The organism is Glutamicibacter nicotianae (genome assembly GCF_016907615.1).
Classification (GTDB): Bacteria; Actinomycetota; Actinomycetes; order Actinomycetales; family Micrococcaceae; genus Glutamicibacter; species Glutamicibacter nicotianae.
Genome location: NZ_JAFBCH010000001.1, coordinates 159,946 through 177,539 on the forward strand (window position 1 = coordinate 159,946; position 17,594 = coordinate 177,539).

Here is a 17,594-nt window from a genome sequence, read left to right on the forward strand (position 1 = left end):
ATAGTTCTTGCCTCTGGCGCAAAACTGATCGCGTACGGGGCCCATCGTCAGTAAGGTCTTCAATAACGGCCTTACTGACGAATGGGGAACACCAAGGATGAGCCACCATCACGAACACCACACCACGCAACTCGACAGCGTCGCCTTCTGGGAAAACCACTACGGCCAATCCGAGCGGATCTGGTCAGGCAAGGTCAACCAAGTCATCGAAGAGTTAGTTGCCCCGTTGCCCGCCGGCGCATCGCTGGACATCGGCTGCGGCGAGGGAGGCGATGTGTTGTGGCTGGCAGCCAATGGCTGGAAGGCCACCGGTATCGATATCTCGCCCACCGCCGTGAAACGCGCCGCGGAAGAAGCCGCCAAGCTTGGCCTGGATGCGGAACAGGCCCGCTTCATCGCCTCGGATCTGGCCGCGTGGAATACCGAGGAGACCTTTGATCTGGTGACCTTGAGCTTCTTCCAGGCACCTTTCGAATTCTCCCGCGCCGACTTCCTGCGCAAGGCGGCAACGCTGGTCGCACCGGGCGGCCATCTGCTGGCACTGTCCCACGCCTCCATGCCTTCCTTCGCCGGCAATCCCGATCACCCGATGCCCGCGTTCCCCAGCCCGGAAGAGGAACTGTCGGCCCTGGAGCTGGACCCTGAGCAGTGGGAGGTGCTGTGCGCAGAGATCCGCGAACGCAGCATCATGGCACCGGACGGCAATCCTGCAACCTTGGAAGACTCCGTCGTATTCGTGCAGCGCATAGCGTGAGGAATAGGTTCTGGCCGTGAAGCCGGTTGACGCGCACTGTTGGATTGCTCAAGGCTTGCTGGAAATGGAGCCATTCAGGTTTTAAAGTCCGCTGATCCTTGCTAGGTTGGCAATCCAACCAACGAAAGGGATGGATTCATGACCGAGAACAACTCTGAAGCCCAGGTGAACAAGGCAGAAGCCGAAGAGCCCGATACCATTTCCGACCCTGCATTGAATGACGAAGTTGGCCAGGACTGGACCGATGAAGGCGGTGCGACTCCCCACGGGGCCGCGCTGGACGCTAGCCCGGAAGTCTAGGACCTCCTGCGCGGGCAGCTAGTTAGACATACGTCCACGCTTATCGACACTCCTATGGCAGGTCTGCAACCCTGCAGTCCGGCCATAGGGGTGTTTTCATGCCCGCCCGGGCAAGCGCCACGGCGAGCTGCAGGGCTTATCCGCGGCCTGAACAGAGCGGCCCCGCCGCAGCCATCCCGTTCACCACAGATTCCGGCGGACGGGGTGGCCATTTGCCGCCCTCGACCGGGCTCAAGGTCTGCCCCGCGTTCAAATGATGTGCACAGCCGCGCCCTCTAGACTCGGATGGGTTCTGAACGGAGAACCGGTTTATTCGCAATTCCGAGGGACAGAAATCAAGCTATGTCGCCACGCACTTTATTCCGCATCGTTGCCCGGGCCGAGGCAGTCACTTGGACGCTGCTGATCATCGCCATGATCCTGAAGTATGTCGTGAAAGTGGGCGACTGGCCGGTTTCCATTGCCGGATTCGTACACGGTTTCGTCTTCCTTTCCTATGTCGCCACCGGCGTGCTGGTTGGCATCAACCAGCGCTGGAGCAAGCGCTCCATCGTGCTGACCGCGGCTACCTCGGTGGTCCCCTACCTGACCATCCCTTATGAACGCCGCTTGGAAAAGCAGGGACGACTGGAAGGCGAATGGCGCACCACCAAGAGCGATCACCCGAACGATGACAAGCGGATCGATACGCTGTTCCGCTGGATGGTTGGCCGACCGGTTTTAACTGCGGTGACCGCCGTCGTGATTGTCGCACTGATCTTCACCGTCATGCTGATCCTGGGCCCTCCAGGCGGCCGCGCCTAGCGCAGGCTTCCCATGCAACGACGCCCCTCCTTCGCGAAGACTGATGGCGGATGCCGAGGACCTGGGCATCGCTGGGCCGCCACACCAACGACCACATGGTGCCCTTCTACGTCCGCGCACCGGGAGGCTGGACGAAAAACGACTACACGGCTGAACAGATCACCGAAGAAGGCTACTGGGGCGACTCGCATGAGGGCGCCGAACCGCTAGCCGCCTTCGAAGTCCCATCCGCGTCTGGCGCGGCCAGCTAGATCCGGGAACAATCACTCACTCGCTTCAGCCAAACCGCCCTGCTCGATTCATGCATTGAATCGGGCCGGGCAGTTTGGCGTGCCGCGGCACTTCCTAGAACTCGAGCTCCAGGTGGGCGTTGATGTCTTCCTTGCTGAAATACGCCGGATCGACCGCGTCTTCTTCATCGCCACCGAAGCTCGAGAGCCAATCTCTCACTTCCTCGTACTCCGGGTCCGTCGGGTCATCAAGAATTTCCAGCTTGGCTTCCCAGCCGCCGACCCCGCCGCTATCTTCCATCGGGGCCATGCGCCGGCCGCCGGTGCAGCGTGGCAGGTGGCCGCCATCGGCATCCAGGATCTTCTCGACGTCAATGCGGATTTCCCAGCCGTCCCCGAAGTCGTACATGTAATCCAGGCGGTCTTTTTCCTTCTTCAGCAACGAAGAAACCAGCGTTTCCGCTTCATTCTTCTCGTAGTCCATGTCGTCAATTTTTGGACCATATGACGTGCCGCCGAAACCGCCCTCATAGAAGATGTGCAGGTGCCCGTCGTACCAGTCGAAGCTCGCCTGGATGATGTCGTGCAGGTCGCCGAGGTTCAGGTCCATGGGCACGAGCACACGACGCCAGATCGGCGGTTTGGCCTCCTTGAGGGTCAACTTCAGCTGCAGCACCTTGCCGGTGTACGGTTCCTCGCGCTTCAGGCGCTTCGGCTCGTCATCGTCCGGGCCGAACAGCGCGTCGAACTCGGCATCGTCGAATTCATCCTCACCATCGAGCAGGTCATTCTCAACGTCGGTAATCGCGAGCCGGACAATAGTCGGCACGGTGTAGGCTTCACCTTCTTCGAGAAGGCCGAGCGAGCTCAGTTCATGCATGTGCACGTGCGCTGTTTCCCAAACCTCTGGAGACCATTGTTCATCGCGTTGGGCATCCACGCGATGCGGGTTGCCATCGATTCCCTCGACGATCCAGAATGCGGCCAGCCCCCAAGCCTGGAGGCTTGCTTCCTCCATGCCCTCAGGCTTCTCCATGAACAAGTCCAGGCAGGCTTGGATGAAGTAGAAGTTCACCTCGAAAGAGTCGGCGTCTTCATGCTCCATGATGTCTTCGTACGTCAGGCCGCGTTCAGGCTTTCCCTTATCGGGCAACTTGACGGCATTGACTGATTCCAGCGCTGTGAGCACTACGCCCAACACAACGGGCCGGCGCGATTCATCGACGCCCGCAGGCACGTGATCGGCGAGCGCTGTTGCGGCAGTTTCCAAGAATTCGGGTACCGGCATGCTGCCCCACAGCTTCTTGCCTTCGCCAAGGACCCAAGGCAAGGCAGCACGGGCCAGCTTGCTGATCGGCATCGCCGCGATCTCTGCCAGGGCAGCCGCCGAAGCTTCGTCAGATGCGATGATCCCGTCAATTTCATCGTTGTCGTCGAAGTCGTCTTCGTCGCCGAATGGATCATGGGCTTCCAGTGCCTCCAGGAACCACTCCAGGCTTTCGTCTTCGCGCTCCCACAGGCCTGAATCGCGCAGGAACTCTGCGTAGTCCGACCAAGCCATGAAGATCATGGTTCCCAGTCCGCTGGCAGCAGCTTCGGGATCTTCGGCTTCTTCGAATTCAAGCATTGAACTGAGCACTGCAAGCAGTTTTGGCGGGTCGAAATCGGTCACCTTGTCCAGGCCGACAACTTCGGCGTAGATGCCCAGGGTTTCACGCACCGTGGCAAGGAGCATCATCGTCATTTCGGGATCATCCCGGTATTTGGCGGCCCACTGCACGAACTGCCCGGTGAGCGCGTCCAGGCCTCGCCCGACCTTCACGCGGTCCATGGAGACGACGCCCGCTTGCAGGCGTGCCGGATGTCCCTGCTTGGGCTTCTGCTTCTTCTTTTTCTTCGCCATTGGACTACTTTCCTGCTCATTTGCCTTCTACTCCCAAGGCTACGTGGCTGCCGGTTGCTGGAGAAGGATGCCGGACGCGTGTTTTTCCAAATCAGAATTGCCCGAGCAGCTGGTGCCCAAACAGTGCGGATATGAATCGAGTCGCATTCAGTATCTATGTCGTAACCAGTGCTGCTTCAGCGCCCGCGTTGGTAGGGTGACTTCATGATCAACACTGCCCGCCTGCACTCGGACCTGTCACGACTCAGCCGCGAAACCGCGATGATGTCGGCCACGATCGAGACCCTGTCCACCGAAGAAATGGCTGCCGCCTCGCTGTGCGAAGGCTGGAGCCGTGCGCATGTCATCGCGCACCTGGCCTCCAACGGCCGGAGCCTGGTCAAGCTCATCGATTGGGCCACCAGCGGAGAACCACAGGAGCTCTATGCCTCGCGCGAGGCCCGCGATGCGGAGATCAATGAGCTGGCGGCCCTGCCGCGCGAGGAACTGATCAAGAAGTTCCAAGACGCGGCCGCCTACTTCGCCGAGCAGTGCGAACGGCTCAGCGGCGAACTGGCCGTCGAAGAGGTGGACCTGCACGGCAAGATCATTCCGGCGACCTCCATCGTGGCGCTGCGCATCGCCGAGGTAGTCATCCACCACCACGATCTCGATACCGCCTGGACCATCGAGGAAGCCGATCCGGATTCCCAGGAGAACGCCGTCGAAGCCGCCGTGCGGACCATGCGCGTGAAGAACGCCCCGGGCATGACGCTGGTGACCGAAGAGGGCGATGAATGGGTCATCGGCGACGGCGCGCTGAAGGTGCGCTCGGACCGCGAAGGCCTGATCGAATGGCTGGCCCGCGGCCAGGCACGGCATATCGAGGCCGACGGGCCGATTCCGGCATTGCCTGCCTGGTAGCCGCCTTCTGGCAGGCGTGTCAGCACGCGGCAACGGTTGGCTGAACGAGGAGAATGGACTCGGCCCGCTTGTCGATCTGAAAAGGAGCCGGCATTGATCCCTGTCATCGTGCTCACCGGATATCTGGGTGCAGGCAAGACCAGCCTGCTCAACCGCCTGCTGGTCCGCCCGGGCACCCGGGTAGGGGTCATCATCAATGACATCGGCAAGGTCAACGTGGATACCGGGCTGATCACCGGCCAGATCGATGCGGCCGAATCCATTGCCGGCGGCTGCGTCTGCTGCCTGTCCGACAGCAGCGGCCTGGATGAGTTGCTGGAAAAGCTGGGCCAGCCGCGGCTGCGCCTGGATGCCATCATCGTGGAGGCCAGCGGCGCCGCGGATCCGATCAACGTGGACCGGCTGCTGCGCTTCGGCAAGGCCCACGGGGTGCGCTTCGGCGGCATTATCGACGTGATCGACGCGGTGGAGCATGAGCACACCGTGGATACCGCTGCGATGGCCCCGGCACGTTTCAGCGCCACCAGCATGGTGGTGGTCAACAAGCTGGATCGCATTGCTCCAGAGCACCGCGACGCGGTGTTGGAGCGGATCAGCGGACGGATCCGGGACGTCAACCCGCACGTGGCCATCATCCCGGCCTCGCACGCCGCCTTAGACCCCGAGCTGGTGTTCGACATCGCCTTGGACGAAGACCCGATCGACGAGCTGCCGTTGGCAGCCGCCTCCCGCCCGCACCACGACCACGAGCATGCTCCGCATGCCAACGCGGTGACGGTGCGCTGCCCCAAAGCGGCAGACCCGGGTGCCTTACTGGATCTGCTCGAGCAACCGCCGGCCGCGGCCTACCGGCTCAAGGGGCACGTGAAGCTGCGCACCGCTCAAGGCACGCAACGCTTCTTGGTAAACATGGTGGGCCGGCAGATCCATTTCGCGGATGCCACTCCCCACAGCGACCCGGCCGATGACGCGCTGGTCGCAGTGGGCATGGGACTGGATGAGACGGCGGTCGGCGAAGCGTTGGCGGCGGCCTTGGCGCCCGCCTGCGAAGATCCTTCCCCGAGGAATCTCACCCGGTTGGAACGGCGGCTGATCTTGAGCAGCGATGCAGCAGATGCCGCGGACGAGCCTTCTGCTGAAGGGTTCTAGCTGGTGCGGGGCTGACGTTAGCAGGTTGGCATCGAGGGCATCTACGGCCCTTGGACTCACTCGACTTGAAAATTTCCGCGTCTGCCTGAGCCACCTACGAGTCCGCCGGCAAATGTCAATGTGAATCATGCTGCAACACTGGCGACGACCTCAATCGCCAAGGAACATGCCTGACTTGGCCGTTAATTACGCTGGACTTACTGGAGATGTTACACGCCTATTGGCGCGTTCCCTTAGCGGCGGCGCCGCCCCTCGCGGCGCAGTTGCACGGGGCTTTCCAGTCGGACGGGCACTTCCCCACACCGCAGTTAAGTCGAACCATTAAGTGGTACGGCGAGTAGTGGAAGGAGTCCGAGATGTCCACTAGTGCAAGCGAAGCCCGCAAGACGCTCTTTCCATTGATTGAGCAAGTCAACGATGATCGCCAAGCTGTCGAAATCGTGTCACGCAAGGGAAATGCTGTTCTCATGGCAGCAGATGAATACGCAGCATGGCAAGAGACCGCGTACCTCTTCCGCTCGCCAGCCAATGCCCGGCGGCTCTTGGATGCCTACGAACGTGCACGGTCGGGAATAACAGAAACCCACGAGCTCGACTGGGACGAATAAGTGCGGCTCGTCTGGGATCGGGCAGGATGGGACGACTACGTTCACTGGCAAACGGCCGACCGGCGCGTTCTCAAGAGAGTCAACACCTTGATCGAAGCATGCCTTCGGGATCCCTTCCAAGGGATTGGAAAGCCCGAACAGCTGAAATACGGGGCCTCCGGCTCATGGTCCCGTCGGATTACCGACGAACACCGACTGGTCAGCATCGTGATCGAAGAAGACTTGATCTTCCTTCAAGCCCGATACCACTATTGAATGGCGTCCGGCCGTACTAATCGTAGAAAACCTGCAGACGCTGCTGTCCCTGCCCGAACTGCCCGGGGTGGTTGCGCTGCACGGCGACGGTTATGACGTACGCTGTGTGCTCCGATTCCTTGGGTGGTGCGTATCGAGGTGCTGTACTGGGGCGATCTTGATCTGGATGGACTGGCAATCCTGGCGTCATTGCGCAGCGTGCAGCCCGATGCCCGATCAGTGATGATGGACCTCGGAACGCTCCAGCGCTTCGCGCAGCTGGCGGCACCCCCTGCCAAGGACTGACCCGGGCGGAGTCTGCAGAATTGCTGCCCAACAAGGTCGAGGCCTACGAATTACTGCGCATCCAAGGTGGGCTGCGCCTTGAGCAGGAACGCATCCCCCGGGACCATGTGCTGGCTACGTTGCGCACCGAACTAGGGGGTTGCGACACCCCTCGTGTCTTCCGCCCCGGCGGCACAGTAGCGCGAGGTTGAAACCATGAATTTTCACTCACCACACCGCACGCACATGTGGCGGCTGATCTTCAGCGGATAGCCGGAAAATGGCTTGCTTTGGAGCGGCGAATCGACGTGCCTGACCGCTCTGGACTGGTCGGGGAAGGTCACCACGACGGTGCGCACCACAGCTGAAGTCGTGATCGTTCCGGAGCATTTTTTATAACTGCCAACAATTACATGGCCCGTTTCAACAATTACAGATTGCCGTTGCTGCAATTACAGATAGCGGATTTTTTCACCGATTACGGGCACGCAAATGATTCATCCTGCTGCCCTGTCCACTGGCGAATGCTCGGGTCAGGTCATCGATCCTGTGGAGCATCAACACATGATCTCAGCAGAAGCGTAGCGCCAGTCCGAATTTGCCGGCAGAAAGGCGAACCCATATCCATGTCTTTCCTGCGGACACAACTAAAGTGCTGCCCACGAGTGTCGTGCATGACCTCCACTTTGAAATCGTCCAACGTTGGACGATTTCACGCTCCTCACGCGTGCAGGGATAAGCCCCCACTTCCAAGACAGCCAACGTTGGCTGATTTCGCGCTTCCCTCGCCTGCCCGGATGCCAACCGATATTGCCGATGTTTGTGGTACATGGGTTCTGATAATCGTTTGGTCCTCAGGCAACAACCGGGAACCCAAAACCAAAGGTCGCATCCCGCGCGACCCGGCCGTCAGCCCACCACGTCCGAGCAAAGAAAACATCACTGGAACATGAAAAGGACACGGTGCGCCGATAATCGGCGGGTCAGCGCGGGGTGCGGCCCCGGCAGTCTCTGGAAATGAACGCTTACAACGCGATCTGGCGGTTCTGGTCCTTGTAGAGCAGGTAGCGGAAGTTCTCCGGGCCGCCGGCGTAGCAAGCCTGCGGGCAGAAGGCACGCAGCGACATGTAGTCCCCGGCCTCGACCTCGACCCAGTCGCCGTTCATCCGGTACACGCCCTTGCCTTCCAGCACGTACAGGCCGTGCTCCATGACGTGGGTTTCGGCGAACGGGATGGACGCGCCCGGTTCGAAGGTCACGATGTTCACACCGAAGTCGAAGGCTACATCGTTGGGATCCAGCATGCGCGTGGTGCGCCACTTGCCATCGGTGCCCGGCATCGGGCCAGGCTCGATGTCACGTTCGTTGCCCACGACCGGGCCCGGAGCCGCGACGCCGGCCAGGACTTCGTAGCGTTTGCGCAGCCAGTGGAAGCTGGTGGTCTCGGTGCCGTCATTGCGGGCGGACCAGATGGCGCCGGCTGGCAGGTAGGCGAAGCCGCCGCCCACCAGCACATGCTCGGTGCCCTCGATGAGAAGGGTCAGCTGGCCGGTGAGCACGAAGATGAATCCCTGCACCTCGGCCTGCGGCTCCGGCTTCTCGGCACCGCCACCGGGGGCGACTTCCACGATGGACTGGGCGAAGGTGGTGGCGCCGCCGGCCACTGGGCGGTTCAGCACCCAGGCGCGGGTGTTGGTCCATTCGGGGAAGACGCTGGTGACGATGTCGCGCAGCACGCCCTTGGGGATGACGGTGTAGGCCTCGGTGACGATGGCGCGGTCGGTGAGCAGATCGCTCTGCGGCGGGTGGCCGCCGAAGTTCGAGTAATAGGACGAGGAGTTCTGGATGGCAGGAACAGTCATGGTGTAACCCTTAGGCGTGGGAGCGGTTCAAGGCGATCGCCTCGAGTTCGGGCAGGGTGATCTGGGCCAGTTCGGTGACCTCGTCGGCGGTGACCGCACCGCAGGCGACCCCGCGGTGGATGTAGCGGGCCAGGGCACGCGCGGTGGCTGGCTCGTCCATGATGGCCGAGTTGATCTGGTGGACGTAGTTGCGCAACCGGGTGCCGGCCGCCTGAAGTCCCTCGCGGAAGAAGGCGAAGGTGGCCAGGTAGCGGGTGACCAGCTGGTTCTCGTGCATATCCCAACCCTGGTAGATGCCGCGGGCCAGATGGCGGGACACCAGGCGGGCGTGCAGCTCCCAGGCGGCGGCGACGTTCTCCGGGTCGCCGGCGGGCAGGATGTTGGTAGAGCCGTCGGACAGTTCCACACCGGTGCCTGCCACGGCGACCTGCATGACGTCCTTGGCGAAGTCCGCCACCGGGTGCTCCATGGACTGGTAGCCGGCGGCCACGCCCAGCGAGGCGGAGTAGTCGTAGGTGCCGTAGTGCAGCGAGGAGACGCGTCCCTGACCGGCATGGATCAGGGTGGCGACCGGGTGGGTCCCGTCCGCGGCGATGATCACCTGTGGGGTCTCGACCTGGACCTCGAAGCGGATGCGTCCGGCTTCCAGGCCGTGGGCTTCCTCCAGCTTCTCGGCCAGGAAGACCATGGCCTGGACCTGGGCCACCGTGGTGACCTTCGGCAGGGTCAGGCGCAGTCCTTCGGGCAGGCCGCCGTTGGCGACCAGGCGCGAGATGAACAGGTCCAGGGTGCGGATCCCGCGGGCCCGGGTGGGGGCCTCGAAGCACTTGAAGCGGATGCCGATGCAGGCCGGGGCCTTGCCGGCGGCTACGGCAGCGGATACCGAGTCGGCGCCAGCCAGAACGGCTGCGTCCTCCTCGGCATCCGTGCGGTTGCCATAGCCATCCTCGAAATCGAGGCGCAGATCTTCGATGGGTTCACTTGCCAGCTTCGCGGCCACCAGGTCGCCCAGGCGTTCGGGCTCGGCCAGATCCAGCTTGGCGGCCAGCTTGGCCAGCCCGGCGGCATTGCCGGCGGCGGCCAGGGCGTTGGCGCCCCAGGCATCCGGCAGGCCGGCGGTGAACTTGTCCCCCGGCACGTACACGGTGTGCACGGGCTGGCGGGCGCCGGAGTCTCCCGGGTAGGAGTGCTCCAGCAGGTGGTCGGTATCAGCCAGTTGGGCTTCTACGCTGGCAAGCGTTGACTCATCGAAGACGGTGCTCATGGCTTGGTCACGTATTCCTTTTCCAAGAGTTCGTAGGCAGGGGTGGTGAGGAAGTCCGCGAAGTCCTCGTCCTTGCCGCTGGTCAGTTTCGCGATCAGTTCCGCGGCCGGCTCGTAGTACGCGGCAAAGCGTGCCTCGTCATTGACTTCCCCGCGCAGCTTCTCAACCTCTTCGGCGAGAATGGTCTGCACCAGTTCGGCGGTGATGGTGTTGCCGGTATCGGCGGCCACGACCTGGTTGCGGATCTGCTGCCAGATCTGCGAGCGCGAGATCTCGGCGGTGGCGGCGTCTTCCATCAGGTTGTGGATGGCGACCGCGCCGTTGCCCGAGAGCCAGACGGCCACGTAGTTCACCGCCACGTAGAGGTTGGCGCGTACGCCGGCCTCGGTGACATCGCCGGGGGCGCTGGCCACGTCCAGCAGCTGGGCTGCGGTGACCTCGACCTCCGGGCGCTGGCGATCGATCTGGTTCGGCTTCTCGCCGAGCTTCGCGTCGAAGATCTCCTTGCACAGGTCGACCAGGTCCGGGTGGGCCACCCAGGAGCCGTCGAATCCGTCATTGGCCTCGCGGGACTTGTCCTCGCGGACCTTGTCGAAGGCGGCGGCGGTGACTTCCGGTTCGCGGCGGTTCGGGATGAACGCGGCCATGCCGCCCATGGCGAATGCCCCGCGCTTGTGGCAGGTCTTGACCAGCAGCTCGGTGTAGGCGCGCATCATCGGCGCGGTCATCGACACGGCCGAGCGGTCGGGCATGATGAACGCCTCGCCGGCTTCGCGGAAGGTCTTGATGATGGAGAACAGGTAGTCCCAGCGGCCTGCGTTCAAGCCCGAAGCGTGCTCGCGCAGCTCGTAGAGGAACTCTTCCATCTGGAAAGCGGCCGGAATGGTCTCGATGAGCATGGTGGCGCGCACGGTGCCGTGGGCGATGCCCAGCTCGGACTGGGCGAAGGTGAAGACCTCGTTCCACAGGCGCGATTCCAGGTAGTGCTCCATCTTCGGAAGATAGTAGAACGGTCCTTGGCCGGATTCTGCCAGCACCTTCGCGTTGTGGAAGAAGTGCAGGCCGAAGTCCACCAGTGCGCCGACGGCAGGCTTGCCGTCGATGAGCACGTTGTTCTCCGGCAGGTGCCAGCCGCGGGGGCGGACCACCACGACAGCCCGTGGGGCGTCGGTGCGCAGCGCGTAGGACTTGCCGGTCTTCGCATCGGTGAAGGCCAGGGTGCCGCGGGCGGCGGCCGAGAGGTTGGAAATCGCGTCGATGACGTTGAACCAGCTCGGGGTCGAGGCATCTTCCAGGTCGGCCAGCCAGACCTTGGCGCCGGAGTTCAGCGCGTTGATCGCCATCTTGGCCGGGGAGGCCGGGCCGGTGATCTCCACACGGCGGTCCTTGAGCGCCTCGGGCGCTTCGGCGACCTTCCAGTCGCCGGTGCGCACGGATTCGGTCTCCGGGTCGAAGTCGATGGACTTGGCGGCGGAGAACTCTTCGCGGCGCACGCCGCGGGCGGCGAGCAGCTCGTCGCGGGTGCCGGCGAACTTCTGGTGCAGCTTCTCGATGAAGGCCAGTGCCTCGTCGGAGAGGATCTGCTGGGCATCGGCGACATCGGGGATGCTGGTGATTTCAATACTCATGGGTTGTTCCTTAACCTCTTGTGCTCTGTTCCATTGAAAGGATGCGTTGACATGCACCCTTGGGTCTTGCTGCGCAGCACCTACTTAGCGGCGGCTGCGTCCTGCACCGCCAGTGCAACATCGGAGGCGACCTGTGGGTCGAATACCGACGGGATGATGAATCCTGGGTTCAGCTCTGATTCGCTGACTCGGGCGGCAATGGCATCCGCGGCGGCCAGGAGCATGGCGTCGGTGATCTCGGTGACGCCTGCATCCAGCAGCCCGCGGAAGAAACCTGGGAATGCCAGGACGTTGTTGATCTGGTTCGGGAAGTCGCTGCGCCCGGTGGCGACCACCACGGCGTGGCGGCCTGCAATCTCCGGGTCCACCTCGGGATCCGGGTTGGCCATGGCGAAGACGACGGCACGCTCGTTCATGGCGGCGATGTCCGCTTCGTCCAGCACGTTCGGGGCCGAGACGCCGATGAAGACATCTGCGCCGACGACGGCTTCCTTCAGGGTGCCGGTGACGTTCTCCGGGTTGGTGTTCTGAGAGAGCCAGATGCGGTGCGCATCGGTGTAGCTCTCGTTGCGGCTGATCGCGCCGTTGCGTCCGCAGGCGATGATGTTCCTTGCGCCGCGGGCCATGAGCAGCTGGATGATCGCGTTGCCGGCCGCGCCGACACCAGAAACCACGATGCGCAGGTCCTCGATCTTCTTGTCCACGACTTTCACCGCGTTCAGCAATGCGGCCAGCGTGACAATTGCGGTGCCGTGCTGGTCGTCGTGGAAGACCGGGATGTCCAGCTCCTCGCGCAGCCGCGCTTCGATCTCGAAGCAGCGCGGGGCGGCGATGTCCTCGAGGTTCACCCCGCCGTAGACCGGGGCCAACGCCTTGACGATCTTGATGATCTCCTCGGTGTCCTGGGTGTCCAGGCAGACCGGCCAGGCATCGACATCGGCGAACTGCTTGAACAGCGCGGCCTTGCCTTCCATGACCGGCAGGGCCGCGGCCGGGCCGATATTGCCCAGGCCCAGCACTGCCGAGCCGTCGGTGACCACTGCGATGGTGTTGCGCTTGACCGTCAGGTTGCGCGCGTCGGCAGGGTTTTCGGCGATGGCCATGCAGACACGGGCGACACCCGGGGTGTAGGCGCGGGAGAGGTCGTCGCGGTTTCGCAGGGCCACCTTGGGGGTGACCGAGAGCTTGCCTCCCAGATGCATCAGGAAGGTGCGGTCCGAGACGTTGCGCACGCTCACGCCGTCGAGGTTCTCCAGTGCAGCGCGCACGGTCTCGCCGTGGGCCACGTCGGTGGTGTTGCAGGAAACGTCCACCACCATGTGGGTGTGGTTCGACTCGGTGACATCCAAGGCCGTGATGTGCGCGCCGGCCGAGCCGACAGCGCCGGCCAGTTCGCTGGTCGCGGTAATCGACGCAGGCGCCTGGACGCGAAGGGTGAGTGAATATCCCGGGCTTGGCGCTGCCATCTGATCCTCCTGTAAAAGTTTTCCGTATAGTGGATACTATTATCCTCAAAATGAAAATGCAAGGATGTTTTGTGGAGTGGGGCACGATTTTTTGACGGCTTAATATCGGATCGTGGAAGGAATGGTCGTTTCTGCGCTATTCTTGGGACGAAGGATCTCGCATCGTAGAAGTAATGCACTATCCGTTTCCGAAAACTACTGCCTCTATATAGGAGCAAAGATGACGCAGACTGCCAGCAAGTCCACCACCGGCGGCGTCCAGTCCGTCGAGCGTGCTTTTGAGCTCCTGGAAGTCATCGCGCGGACTGGCGGCGAAGCGGCGCTCAGCGAGCTGGCCGCCGATACTCCCCTGCCATTACCGACCATCCACCGATTGCTGCGCACCCTGGTGGGCGTGGGCTACGTGCGCCAGCTGCCCAATCGCCGCTACTCGCTCGGCCCGCGGCTGATCCGCCTCGGCGAGGTCGCCAACCGCCAGCTGGGGGCCCTGGCTTCCCCCGCATTGAAGGAACTGGTCGCGAAGCTGGGCGAATCGGCGAATATCGCCGTGCTCGATGGCGACATGGTCACCTACATCGCCCAGGTCCAGTCGGCCCACTCGATGCGCATGATCACCGAAGTAGGCCGGCGCGCCATGCTGCACAACTCCGGGGTCGGCAAGGCCGTGCTCTCGGTGCTCGATGACGAGCGTGTGCAGCGCCTGGTCTCGCAGGCGGGCATGCCGCCGAAGACCGCTAACACCATCACCACCCTGGGAAAGCTGTTCACCGATGTCGAGGCCACCCGGGAGCGAGGCTACGCCGTCGACGAGGAAGAGCAGGAATTGGGCGTGCGCTGTATCGCGGTGCCGGTACCGGGCGCGCCCACGCCGATGGCCATCTCGGTCTCCGGCCCGGTGACCAGAGTCGACGAGGCCTTCACGAAGAAGGCCGTGCCGGTACTGCAGGACGCTGCCCGCGAACTGGGCCGCCAGCTGGTGGCAGCCGCCGACTAGGCAGGCGGCAATTCCAGCTGGTACCTGATCACCTCCGGAACTGCCGAACCGGCGCGCTACTGCGCGAACTGGGTGGCGTGCAGCTCGCTGTAGCGCCCGCCGATGGCCAGCAGCTCACTGTGCGTGCCGCGCTCGAGAATGCGTCCGCCCTCCACGACCAGGATCTGGTCTGCCGAGCGGATGGTCGACAGGCGGTGGGCGATGATCAGCGCGGTGCGGTTTTCCAGCGCTTCGCCCAGCGCCGCCTGCACTGCGGCCTCGTTCGACGAGTCAAGCGCGGCGGTGGCCTCGTCCAGGATGACCACCTGGGGAGCTGCCAGCAGCAGCCGGGCAATGGTCATGCGCTGGCGTTCTCCGCCGGAAAGCCGGTAGCCACGCTCCCCCACCACGGTGTCCAGTCCATCGGGCAGGGCGGCAATCACCGGCTTGAGCCGGGCGCGCTCCAGCGCCTCCCAGATCTGCTCATCGGTAGCTTCCGGACGAGCCAAGGCGAGATTGGAGCGGATAGACTCGTGGAACAAGTGCCCGTCCTGGGTGACCATGGAGACCGCCCCGCGCAACGAGTCCAGCTTGAGCTGGCGGATGTCCTGGCCGGCCAGTTCGATGCTGCCCGAGTCCACGTCGTAGAGACGGGCCAGCAGCGAGGCGATGGTGGATTTGCCGGCACCGGAAGAACCGACCAGCGCAAAGGTCTGTCCCGCGGGGATCTCGAAATCGATATCATGCAGGACTTCCTCGCCGCCGCGGGTGTCAAGCACTGCCACTTCCTCCAGCGAGGCCAGCGAAACCATGTCCGCGCTCGGGTAGGAGAAGTTCACGTGGTTGAACTTCACCGGCACCGACCCGGCCTCAAGCCGGCGGGCGTTCGGCGCATCGGCAATCAGCGGTTCCAAATCCAGCACCTCGAAGACACGGTCGAAGCTGACCAGCGCGCTGGTGATTTCCACACGGGCATTGGCCAGTGCGGTCAGCGGCGTGTAGAGGCGGGTGAGCAGCATACCCAGAACCACCACGTCGCCGGCGGCCAGGTCGCCACGCACCGCGTACATTCCGCCCAGGCCGTAGACCAGTGCGAGGGCCAGGGCAGCCACCAGGGTCAGCGCGGCGACGAAGTAGAACTGGCGCATGGCCATCTTCACGCCGATATCTCGCACCTTTCCGGCACGCAGCGCGAACTGCTCGGACTCGTCCTTGGGGCGGCCGAAAAGCTTGATCAGGGTGGCGCCGGGTGCGGAGAAGCGCTCGGTCATCTGGTTGCCCATGGTCGCGTTCAGCTCCGCGGATTCGCGGCGCAGCAGGGCCACGGACTTGCCGAAGTGGCGGGCGGGCAGCAGGAAGATCGGCAGCAGCACCAGCGCGATCAGCGTGACTTGCCACGAGGTGGTGAACATGACGCCCGCGGTGAGCACCAGCGCCACGGTATTGGAGACTAGTCCGGACAGGGTTCCGGCGAAGGCTGACTGCGCACCGATGACGTCGTTGTTCAAGCGGCTGACCAGCGCACCGGTCCGGGTGCGGGAGAAGAACGCCACCGGCATTTTCTGTACGTGGTCGAAGACCGCAGTGCGCAGGTCATAGATGATTCCCTCGCCCAGGCGCGAGGAGAACCAGCGGACGACTACTGAAACCACGGCGTCCAGGATCGCAATCACCGCCATGAGCAGCGCCACGTTGAGGATCGTGCGGATGCCGGATTGCGCGACAATCTCGTCGACCACCCGTCCCGCGAGCACCGGGGTGATCACGGCCAGCACGGCGGCCAGGATGGAGAAGATGACGAAGACCAGCAGGCGGGACTTGTAGCTAGCGGCAAATTTCAACACTCGCTTGGGCGTGGTGGGAGCGTAGGCCTTGCCCTTGTCTCCCGACAGCTTCCATAGCGAATGCCAGGCGGCGCTTTCCATGCTCATTAACGAGTGCTCTCAATCCTGCTGGAGTTAATCGGTGGGACGCTTGAACCCAATGATCTCAGTAAGCGGACCACGCCTCTACGTAGGCAAAGCTTACGTCCCGGTCTGATTGCATGAAAGAACTTCCTTGCCGGCGGCAGCAAGATCACGCATGGAGCCCCTGGCAATTCCAAGCCCGCCCTCAGTGCATGAGCTGGCGTGCTCAGTGTAGAAAGTGAGGAACTCAGTGTGAGGCCGGCAGCCTATTGACCATGAACGACAAGCTTTAAACGAACAACTGTAATCGCCGTTAGCCAACATGAAATGAATTACCGGCCTGCGCTCATCGTGCTGATAAATGCTGAGGCTCCCAAGCCGCCGAACGGGAACTAAGCAGACATTGAAAATCTAGGTAGAAATCTATATAGTTTTTGCATGACTACCATGAGCATCACCGAAGCTTCCCGTTCCGGCCTTTCAGCGTTGGTGGCGGCCGCTGAAGAAGGCCGCGATACAGTCTTGTCGCGTCACGGCAAGGTTGTGGCCGAAGTGGTGTCAGCCAAGGAAATCGCTCAACTACGACAGGACCGGGAGACACTTCGCGACGCCGCATTGGTTATGGCACGCTTTGCCACCGATAGCGGTGCACGCACGACCCTCGATCAAGCCTTGGAATTCTTCAACTTGGACCGCGCAGAGTTGGAGGCAGAAAATGCCAAAGAAGCTAAGTCAGGGGATTCGTGAGTCAGCCTCGAGACCGGCTGTGTATTGTTCGGCTAACTGAAGACGCAGTGTCCGACCTGCATCGCCTTCACAAAAAAGACCCCCGGATCGTCCGTGCCGTGTTCAAGAAAATGCTGCTTCTGGAACAGTCGCCTGAAGCCGGTGAACCACTGCTTGGAGCCCTGGGTGGTTTTCGCAAGCTAGTTGTCGGTGACCGGGATTGGCGCATCGTTTGGCGCATCACCGAGGATGCCTCCGGTATACCCGTTCTTGATATCTCGGAAATCTGGGCTGTGGGCGCACGTTCAGATGGCGAAGTCTACGAGGAGCTCACCTCACGGGTTGCACGCATGGGCAACAGCCCGAAAATTCGACCTTTGAAGGACGTCATCATCCAAATGGGTCGGCTCTACGAATCAGTTGAGGCAACGGCCGAGCCAGCCCTCGCATCGCCCCTTCCCGAATGGATGATCAGTGCATTGAAAGATCAGCTGCACTTGTCTGATCCGGAAATCTCAGAGCTCAGCGAACAACAAGGCCAGCAAAGACTAATTGAGCACTGGTCCGGACATAGCGGTAGCTGAATCCCCGTCTGGCA

17 protein-coding genes and 1 pseudogene are annotated in these 17,594 nt (G+C 62.5%); 12 read left to right on the plus strand and 6 right to left on the minus strand.

Annotation, left to right across the window (positions count from 1 at the left end; all coding sequences use genetic code 11):
- Nucleotides 1-97: 97 nt before the first annotated feature.
- The 4 genes from JOE62_RS00835 to JOE62_RS00850 all read left to right on the plus strand — a co-directional run bounded on the left by JOE62_RS00835 (nucleotide 98) and on the right by JOE62_RS00850 (nucleotide 2,109).
- Entirely contained in the window at nucleotides 98-754 is a 657-nt protein-coding gene (locus JOE62_RS00835) for a class I SAM-dependent methyltransferase (RefSeq protein ID WP_204719607.1), read from the plus strand.
- A gap of 138 nt (nucleotides 755-892) precedes the next feature.
- Complete coding sequence (locus JOE62_RS00840) at nucleotides 893-1,054, plus strand: hypothetical protein (RefSeq protein ID WP_204719610.1); 162 nt, start codon at nucleotides 893-895, stop codon at nucleotides 1,052-1,054.
- A gap of 342 nt (nucleotides 1,055-1,396) precedes the next feature.
- The gene (locus JOE62_RS00845; protein WP_204719612.1) at nucleotides 1,397-1,858 is read left to right on the plus strand and encodes a DUF3817 domain-containing protein; all 462 of its coding nucleotides are present in this window, start codon (nucleotides 1,397-1,399) and stop codon (nucleotides 1,856-1,858) included.
- A 50-nt stretch (nucleotides 1,859-1,908) separates the two neighbouring features.
- On the plus strand, nucleotides 1,909-2,109 hold the full coding sequence (locus tag JOE62_RS00850; protein ID WP_204719613.1) for a hypothetical protein: 201 nt from the start codon (nucleotides 1,909-1,911) through the stop codon (nucleotides 2,107-2,109).
- A gap of 94 nt (nucleotides 2,110-2,203) precedes the next feature.
- Here the strand turns inward: JOE62_RS00850 and JOE62_RS00855 are convergent, their stop codons facing one another.
- A complete protein-coding gene (locus JOE62_RS00855) occupies nucleotides 2,204-3,991 on the minus strand; it encodes a plasmid pRiA4b ORF-3 family protein (RefSeq protein WP_204719615.1) in 1,788 nt (595 codons plus the stop codon).
- A 204-nt stretch (nucleotides 3,992-4,195) separates the two neighbouring features.
- Here JOE62_RS00855 and JOE62_RS00860 point away from each other — a divergent pair, with 204 nt between their 5' ends.
- From JOE62_RS00860 to JOE62_RS00880, 5 genes and pseudogenes are all read left to right on the plus strand, one after another.
- On the plus strand, nucleotides 4,196-4,894 hold the full coding sequence (locus tag JOE62_RS00860) for a maleylpyruvate isomerase family mycothiol-dependent enzyme (RefSeq protein WP_204719617.1): 699 nt from the start codon (nucleotides 4,196-4,198) through the stop codon (nucleotides 4,892-4,894).
- Nucleotides 4,895-4,987: 93 nt separating this feature from the next.
- A complete protein-coding gene (locus JOE62_RS00865; RefSeq protein WP_204719619.1) occupies nucleotides 4,988-6,043 on the plus strand; it encodes a CobW family GTP-binding protein in 1,056 nt (351 codons plus the stop codon).
- A gap of 356 nt (nucleotides 6,044-6,399) precedes the next feature.
- Nucleotides 6,400-6,651 (plus strand): type II toxin-antitoxin system Phd/YefM family antitoxin, encoded by a 252-nt coding sequence (locus JOE62_RS00870; RefSeq protein ID WP_204719622.1) that lies wholly within the window; start codon nucleotides 6,400-6,402, stop codon nucleotides 6,649-6,651.
- A complete protein-coding gene (locus JOE62_RS00875; protein WP_204719624.1) occupies nucleotides 6,652-6,906 on the plus strand; it encodes a Txe/YoeB family addiction module toxin in 255 nt (84 codons plus the stop codon).
- A 67-nt stretch (nucleotides 6,907-6,973) separates the two neighbouring features.
- Nucleotides 6,974-7,191, plus strand: a pseudogene (locus JOE62_RS00880) (Wadjet anti-phage system protein JetD domain-containing protein).
- Nucleotides 7,192-8,195: 1,004 nt separating this feature from the next.
- On the opposite strand, the gene JOE62_RS00885 reads toward JOE62_RS00880, so the two are convergent.
- From JOE62_RS00885 to JOE62_RS00900, 4 genes are all read right to left on the minus strand, one after another.
- On the minus strand, nucleotides 8,196-9,032 hold the full coding sequence (locus JOE62_RS00885; protein WP_204719626.1) for a bifunctional allantoicase/(S)-ureidoglycine aminohydrolase: 837 nt from the start codon (nucleotides 9,030-9,032) through the stop codon (nucleotides 8,196-8,198).
- A gap of 10 nt (nucleotides 9,033-9,042) precedes the next feature.
- Complete coding sequence (locus tag JOE62_RS00890; protein ID WP_204719628.1) at nucleotides 9,043-10,296, minus strand: DUF6986 family protein; 1,254 nt, start codon at nucleotides 10,294-10,296, stop codon at nucleotides 9,043-9,045.
- Entirely contained in the window at nucleotides 10,293-11,924 is a 1,632-nt protein-coding gene (gene aceB / locus JOE62_RS00895; RefSeq protein WP_204719630.1) for a malate synthase A, read from the minus strand. Before aceB ends, JOE62_RS00890 begins: the two co-directional genes overlap by 4 nt.
- Nucleotides 11,925-12,004: 80 nt before the next feature.
- The gene (locus tag JOE62_RS00900; RefSeq protein WP_204719632.1) at nucleotides 12,005-13,390 is read right to left on the minus strand and encodes an NAD-dependent malic enzyme; all 1,386 of its coding nucleotides are present in this window, start codon (nucleotides 13,388-13,390) and stop codon (nucleotides 12,005-12,007) included.
- Nucleotides 13,391-13,610: 220 nt separating this feature from the next.
- Here JOE62_RS00900 and JOE62_RS00905 point away from each other — a divergent pair, with 220 nt between their 5' ends.
- Nucleotides 13,611-14,384: an IclR family transcriptional regulator gene (locus JOE62_RS00905; protein WP_204719633.1), complete on the plus strand. Its 774-nt coding sequence runs from the start codon at nucleotides 13,611-13,613 to the stop codon at nucleotides 14,382-14,384.
- Between the two features lie 56 nt (nucleotides 14,385-14,440).
- On the opposite strand, the gene JOE62_RS00910 is transcribed toward JOE62_RS00905, so the two are convergent.
- The gene (locus JOE62_RS00910; RefSeq protein WP_204719635.1) at nucleotides 14,441-16,294 is read right to left on the minus strand and encodes an ABC transporter ATP-binding protein; all 1,854 of its coding nucleotides are present in this window, start codon (nucleotides 16,292-16,294) and stop codon (nucleotides 14,441-14,443) included.
- A gap of 423 nt (nucleotides 16,295-16,717) precedes the next feature.
- Between JOE62_RS00910 and JOE62_RS00915 the strand changes: the two genes are divergently transcribed.
- A complete protein-coding gene (locus JOE62_RS00915; RefSeq protein WP_239543095.1) occupies nucleotides 16,718-17,017 on the plus strand; it encodes a type II toxin-antitoxin system Phd/YefM family antitoxin in 300 nt (99 codons plus the stop codon).
- Complete coding sequence (locus JOE62_RS00920; protein ID WP_338085727.1) at nucleotides 17,014-17,580, plus strand: type II toxin-antitoxin system RelE family toxin; 567 nt, start codon at nucleotides 17,014-17,016, stop codon at nucleotides 17,578-17,580. The genes JOE62_RS00915 and JOE62_RS00920 overlap by 4 nt, the downstream gene beginning before the upstream one ends.
- Nucleotides 17,581-17,594: the final 14 nt, after the last annotated feature.

Coding starts and splice junctions, on each gene's coding strand:
- JOE62_RS00870 (WP_204719622.1), top strand. CDS start 6,400: ATGTCCACTAGTGCAAGCGAAGCCCGCAAGACGCTCTTTCCATTGATT.
- JOE62_RS00915 (WP_239543095.1), top strand. CDS start 16,718: ATGAGCATCACCGAAGCTTCCCGTTCCGGCCTTTCAGCGTTGGTGGCG.
- JOE62_RS00885 (WP_204719626.1), bottom strand. CDS start 9,032: ATGACTGTTCCTGCCATCCAGAACTCCTCGTCCTATTACTCGAACTTC.
- JOE62_RS00845 (WP_204719612.1), top strand. CDS start 1,397: ATGTCGCCACGCACTTTATTCCGCATCGTTGCCCGGGCCGAGGCAGTC.
- JOE62_RS00850 (WP_204719613.1), top strand. CDS start 1,909: ATGCCGAGGACCTGGGCATCGCTGGGCCGCCACACCAACGACCACATG.
- JOE62_RS00890 (WP_204719628.1), bottom strand. CDS start 10,296: ATGAGCACCGTCTTCGATGAGTCAACGCTTGCCAGCGTAGAAGCCCAA.
- JOE62_RS00840 (WP_204719610.1), top strand. CDS start 893: ATGACCGAGAACAACTCTGAAGCCCAGGTGAACAAGGCAGAAGCCGAA.
- JOE62_RS00855 (WP_204719615.1), bottom strand. CDS start 3,991: ATGGCGAAGAAAAAGAAGAAGCAGAAGCCCAAGCAGGGACATCCGGCA.
- JOE62_RS00860 (WP_204719617.1), top strand. CDS start 4,196: ATGATCAACACTGCCCGCCTGCACTCGGACCTGTCACGACTCAGCCGC.
- JOE62_RS00900 (WP_204719632.1), bottom strand. CDS start 13,390: ATGGCAGCGCCAAGCCCGGGATATTCACTCACCCTTCGCGTCCAGGCG.
- JOE62_RS00835 (WP_204719607.1), top strand. CDS start 98: ATGAGCCACCATCACGAACACCACACCACGCAACTCGACAGCGTCGCC.
- JOE62_RS00905 (WP_204719633.1), top strand. CDS start 13,611: ATGACGCAGACTGCCAGCAAGTCCACCACCGGCGGCGTCCAGTCCGTC.
- aceB (WP_204719630.1), bottom strand. CDS start 11,924: ATGAGTATTGAAATCACCAGCATCCCCGATGTCGCCGATGCCCAGCAG.
- JOE62_RS00910 (WP_204719635.1), bottom strand. CDS start 16,294: ATGAGCATGGAAAGCGCCGCCTGGCATTCGCTATGGAAGCTGTCGGGA.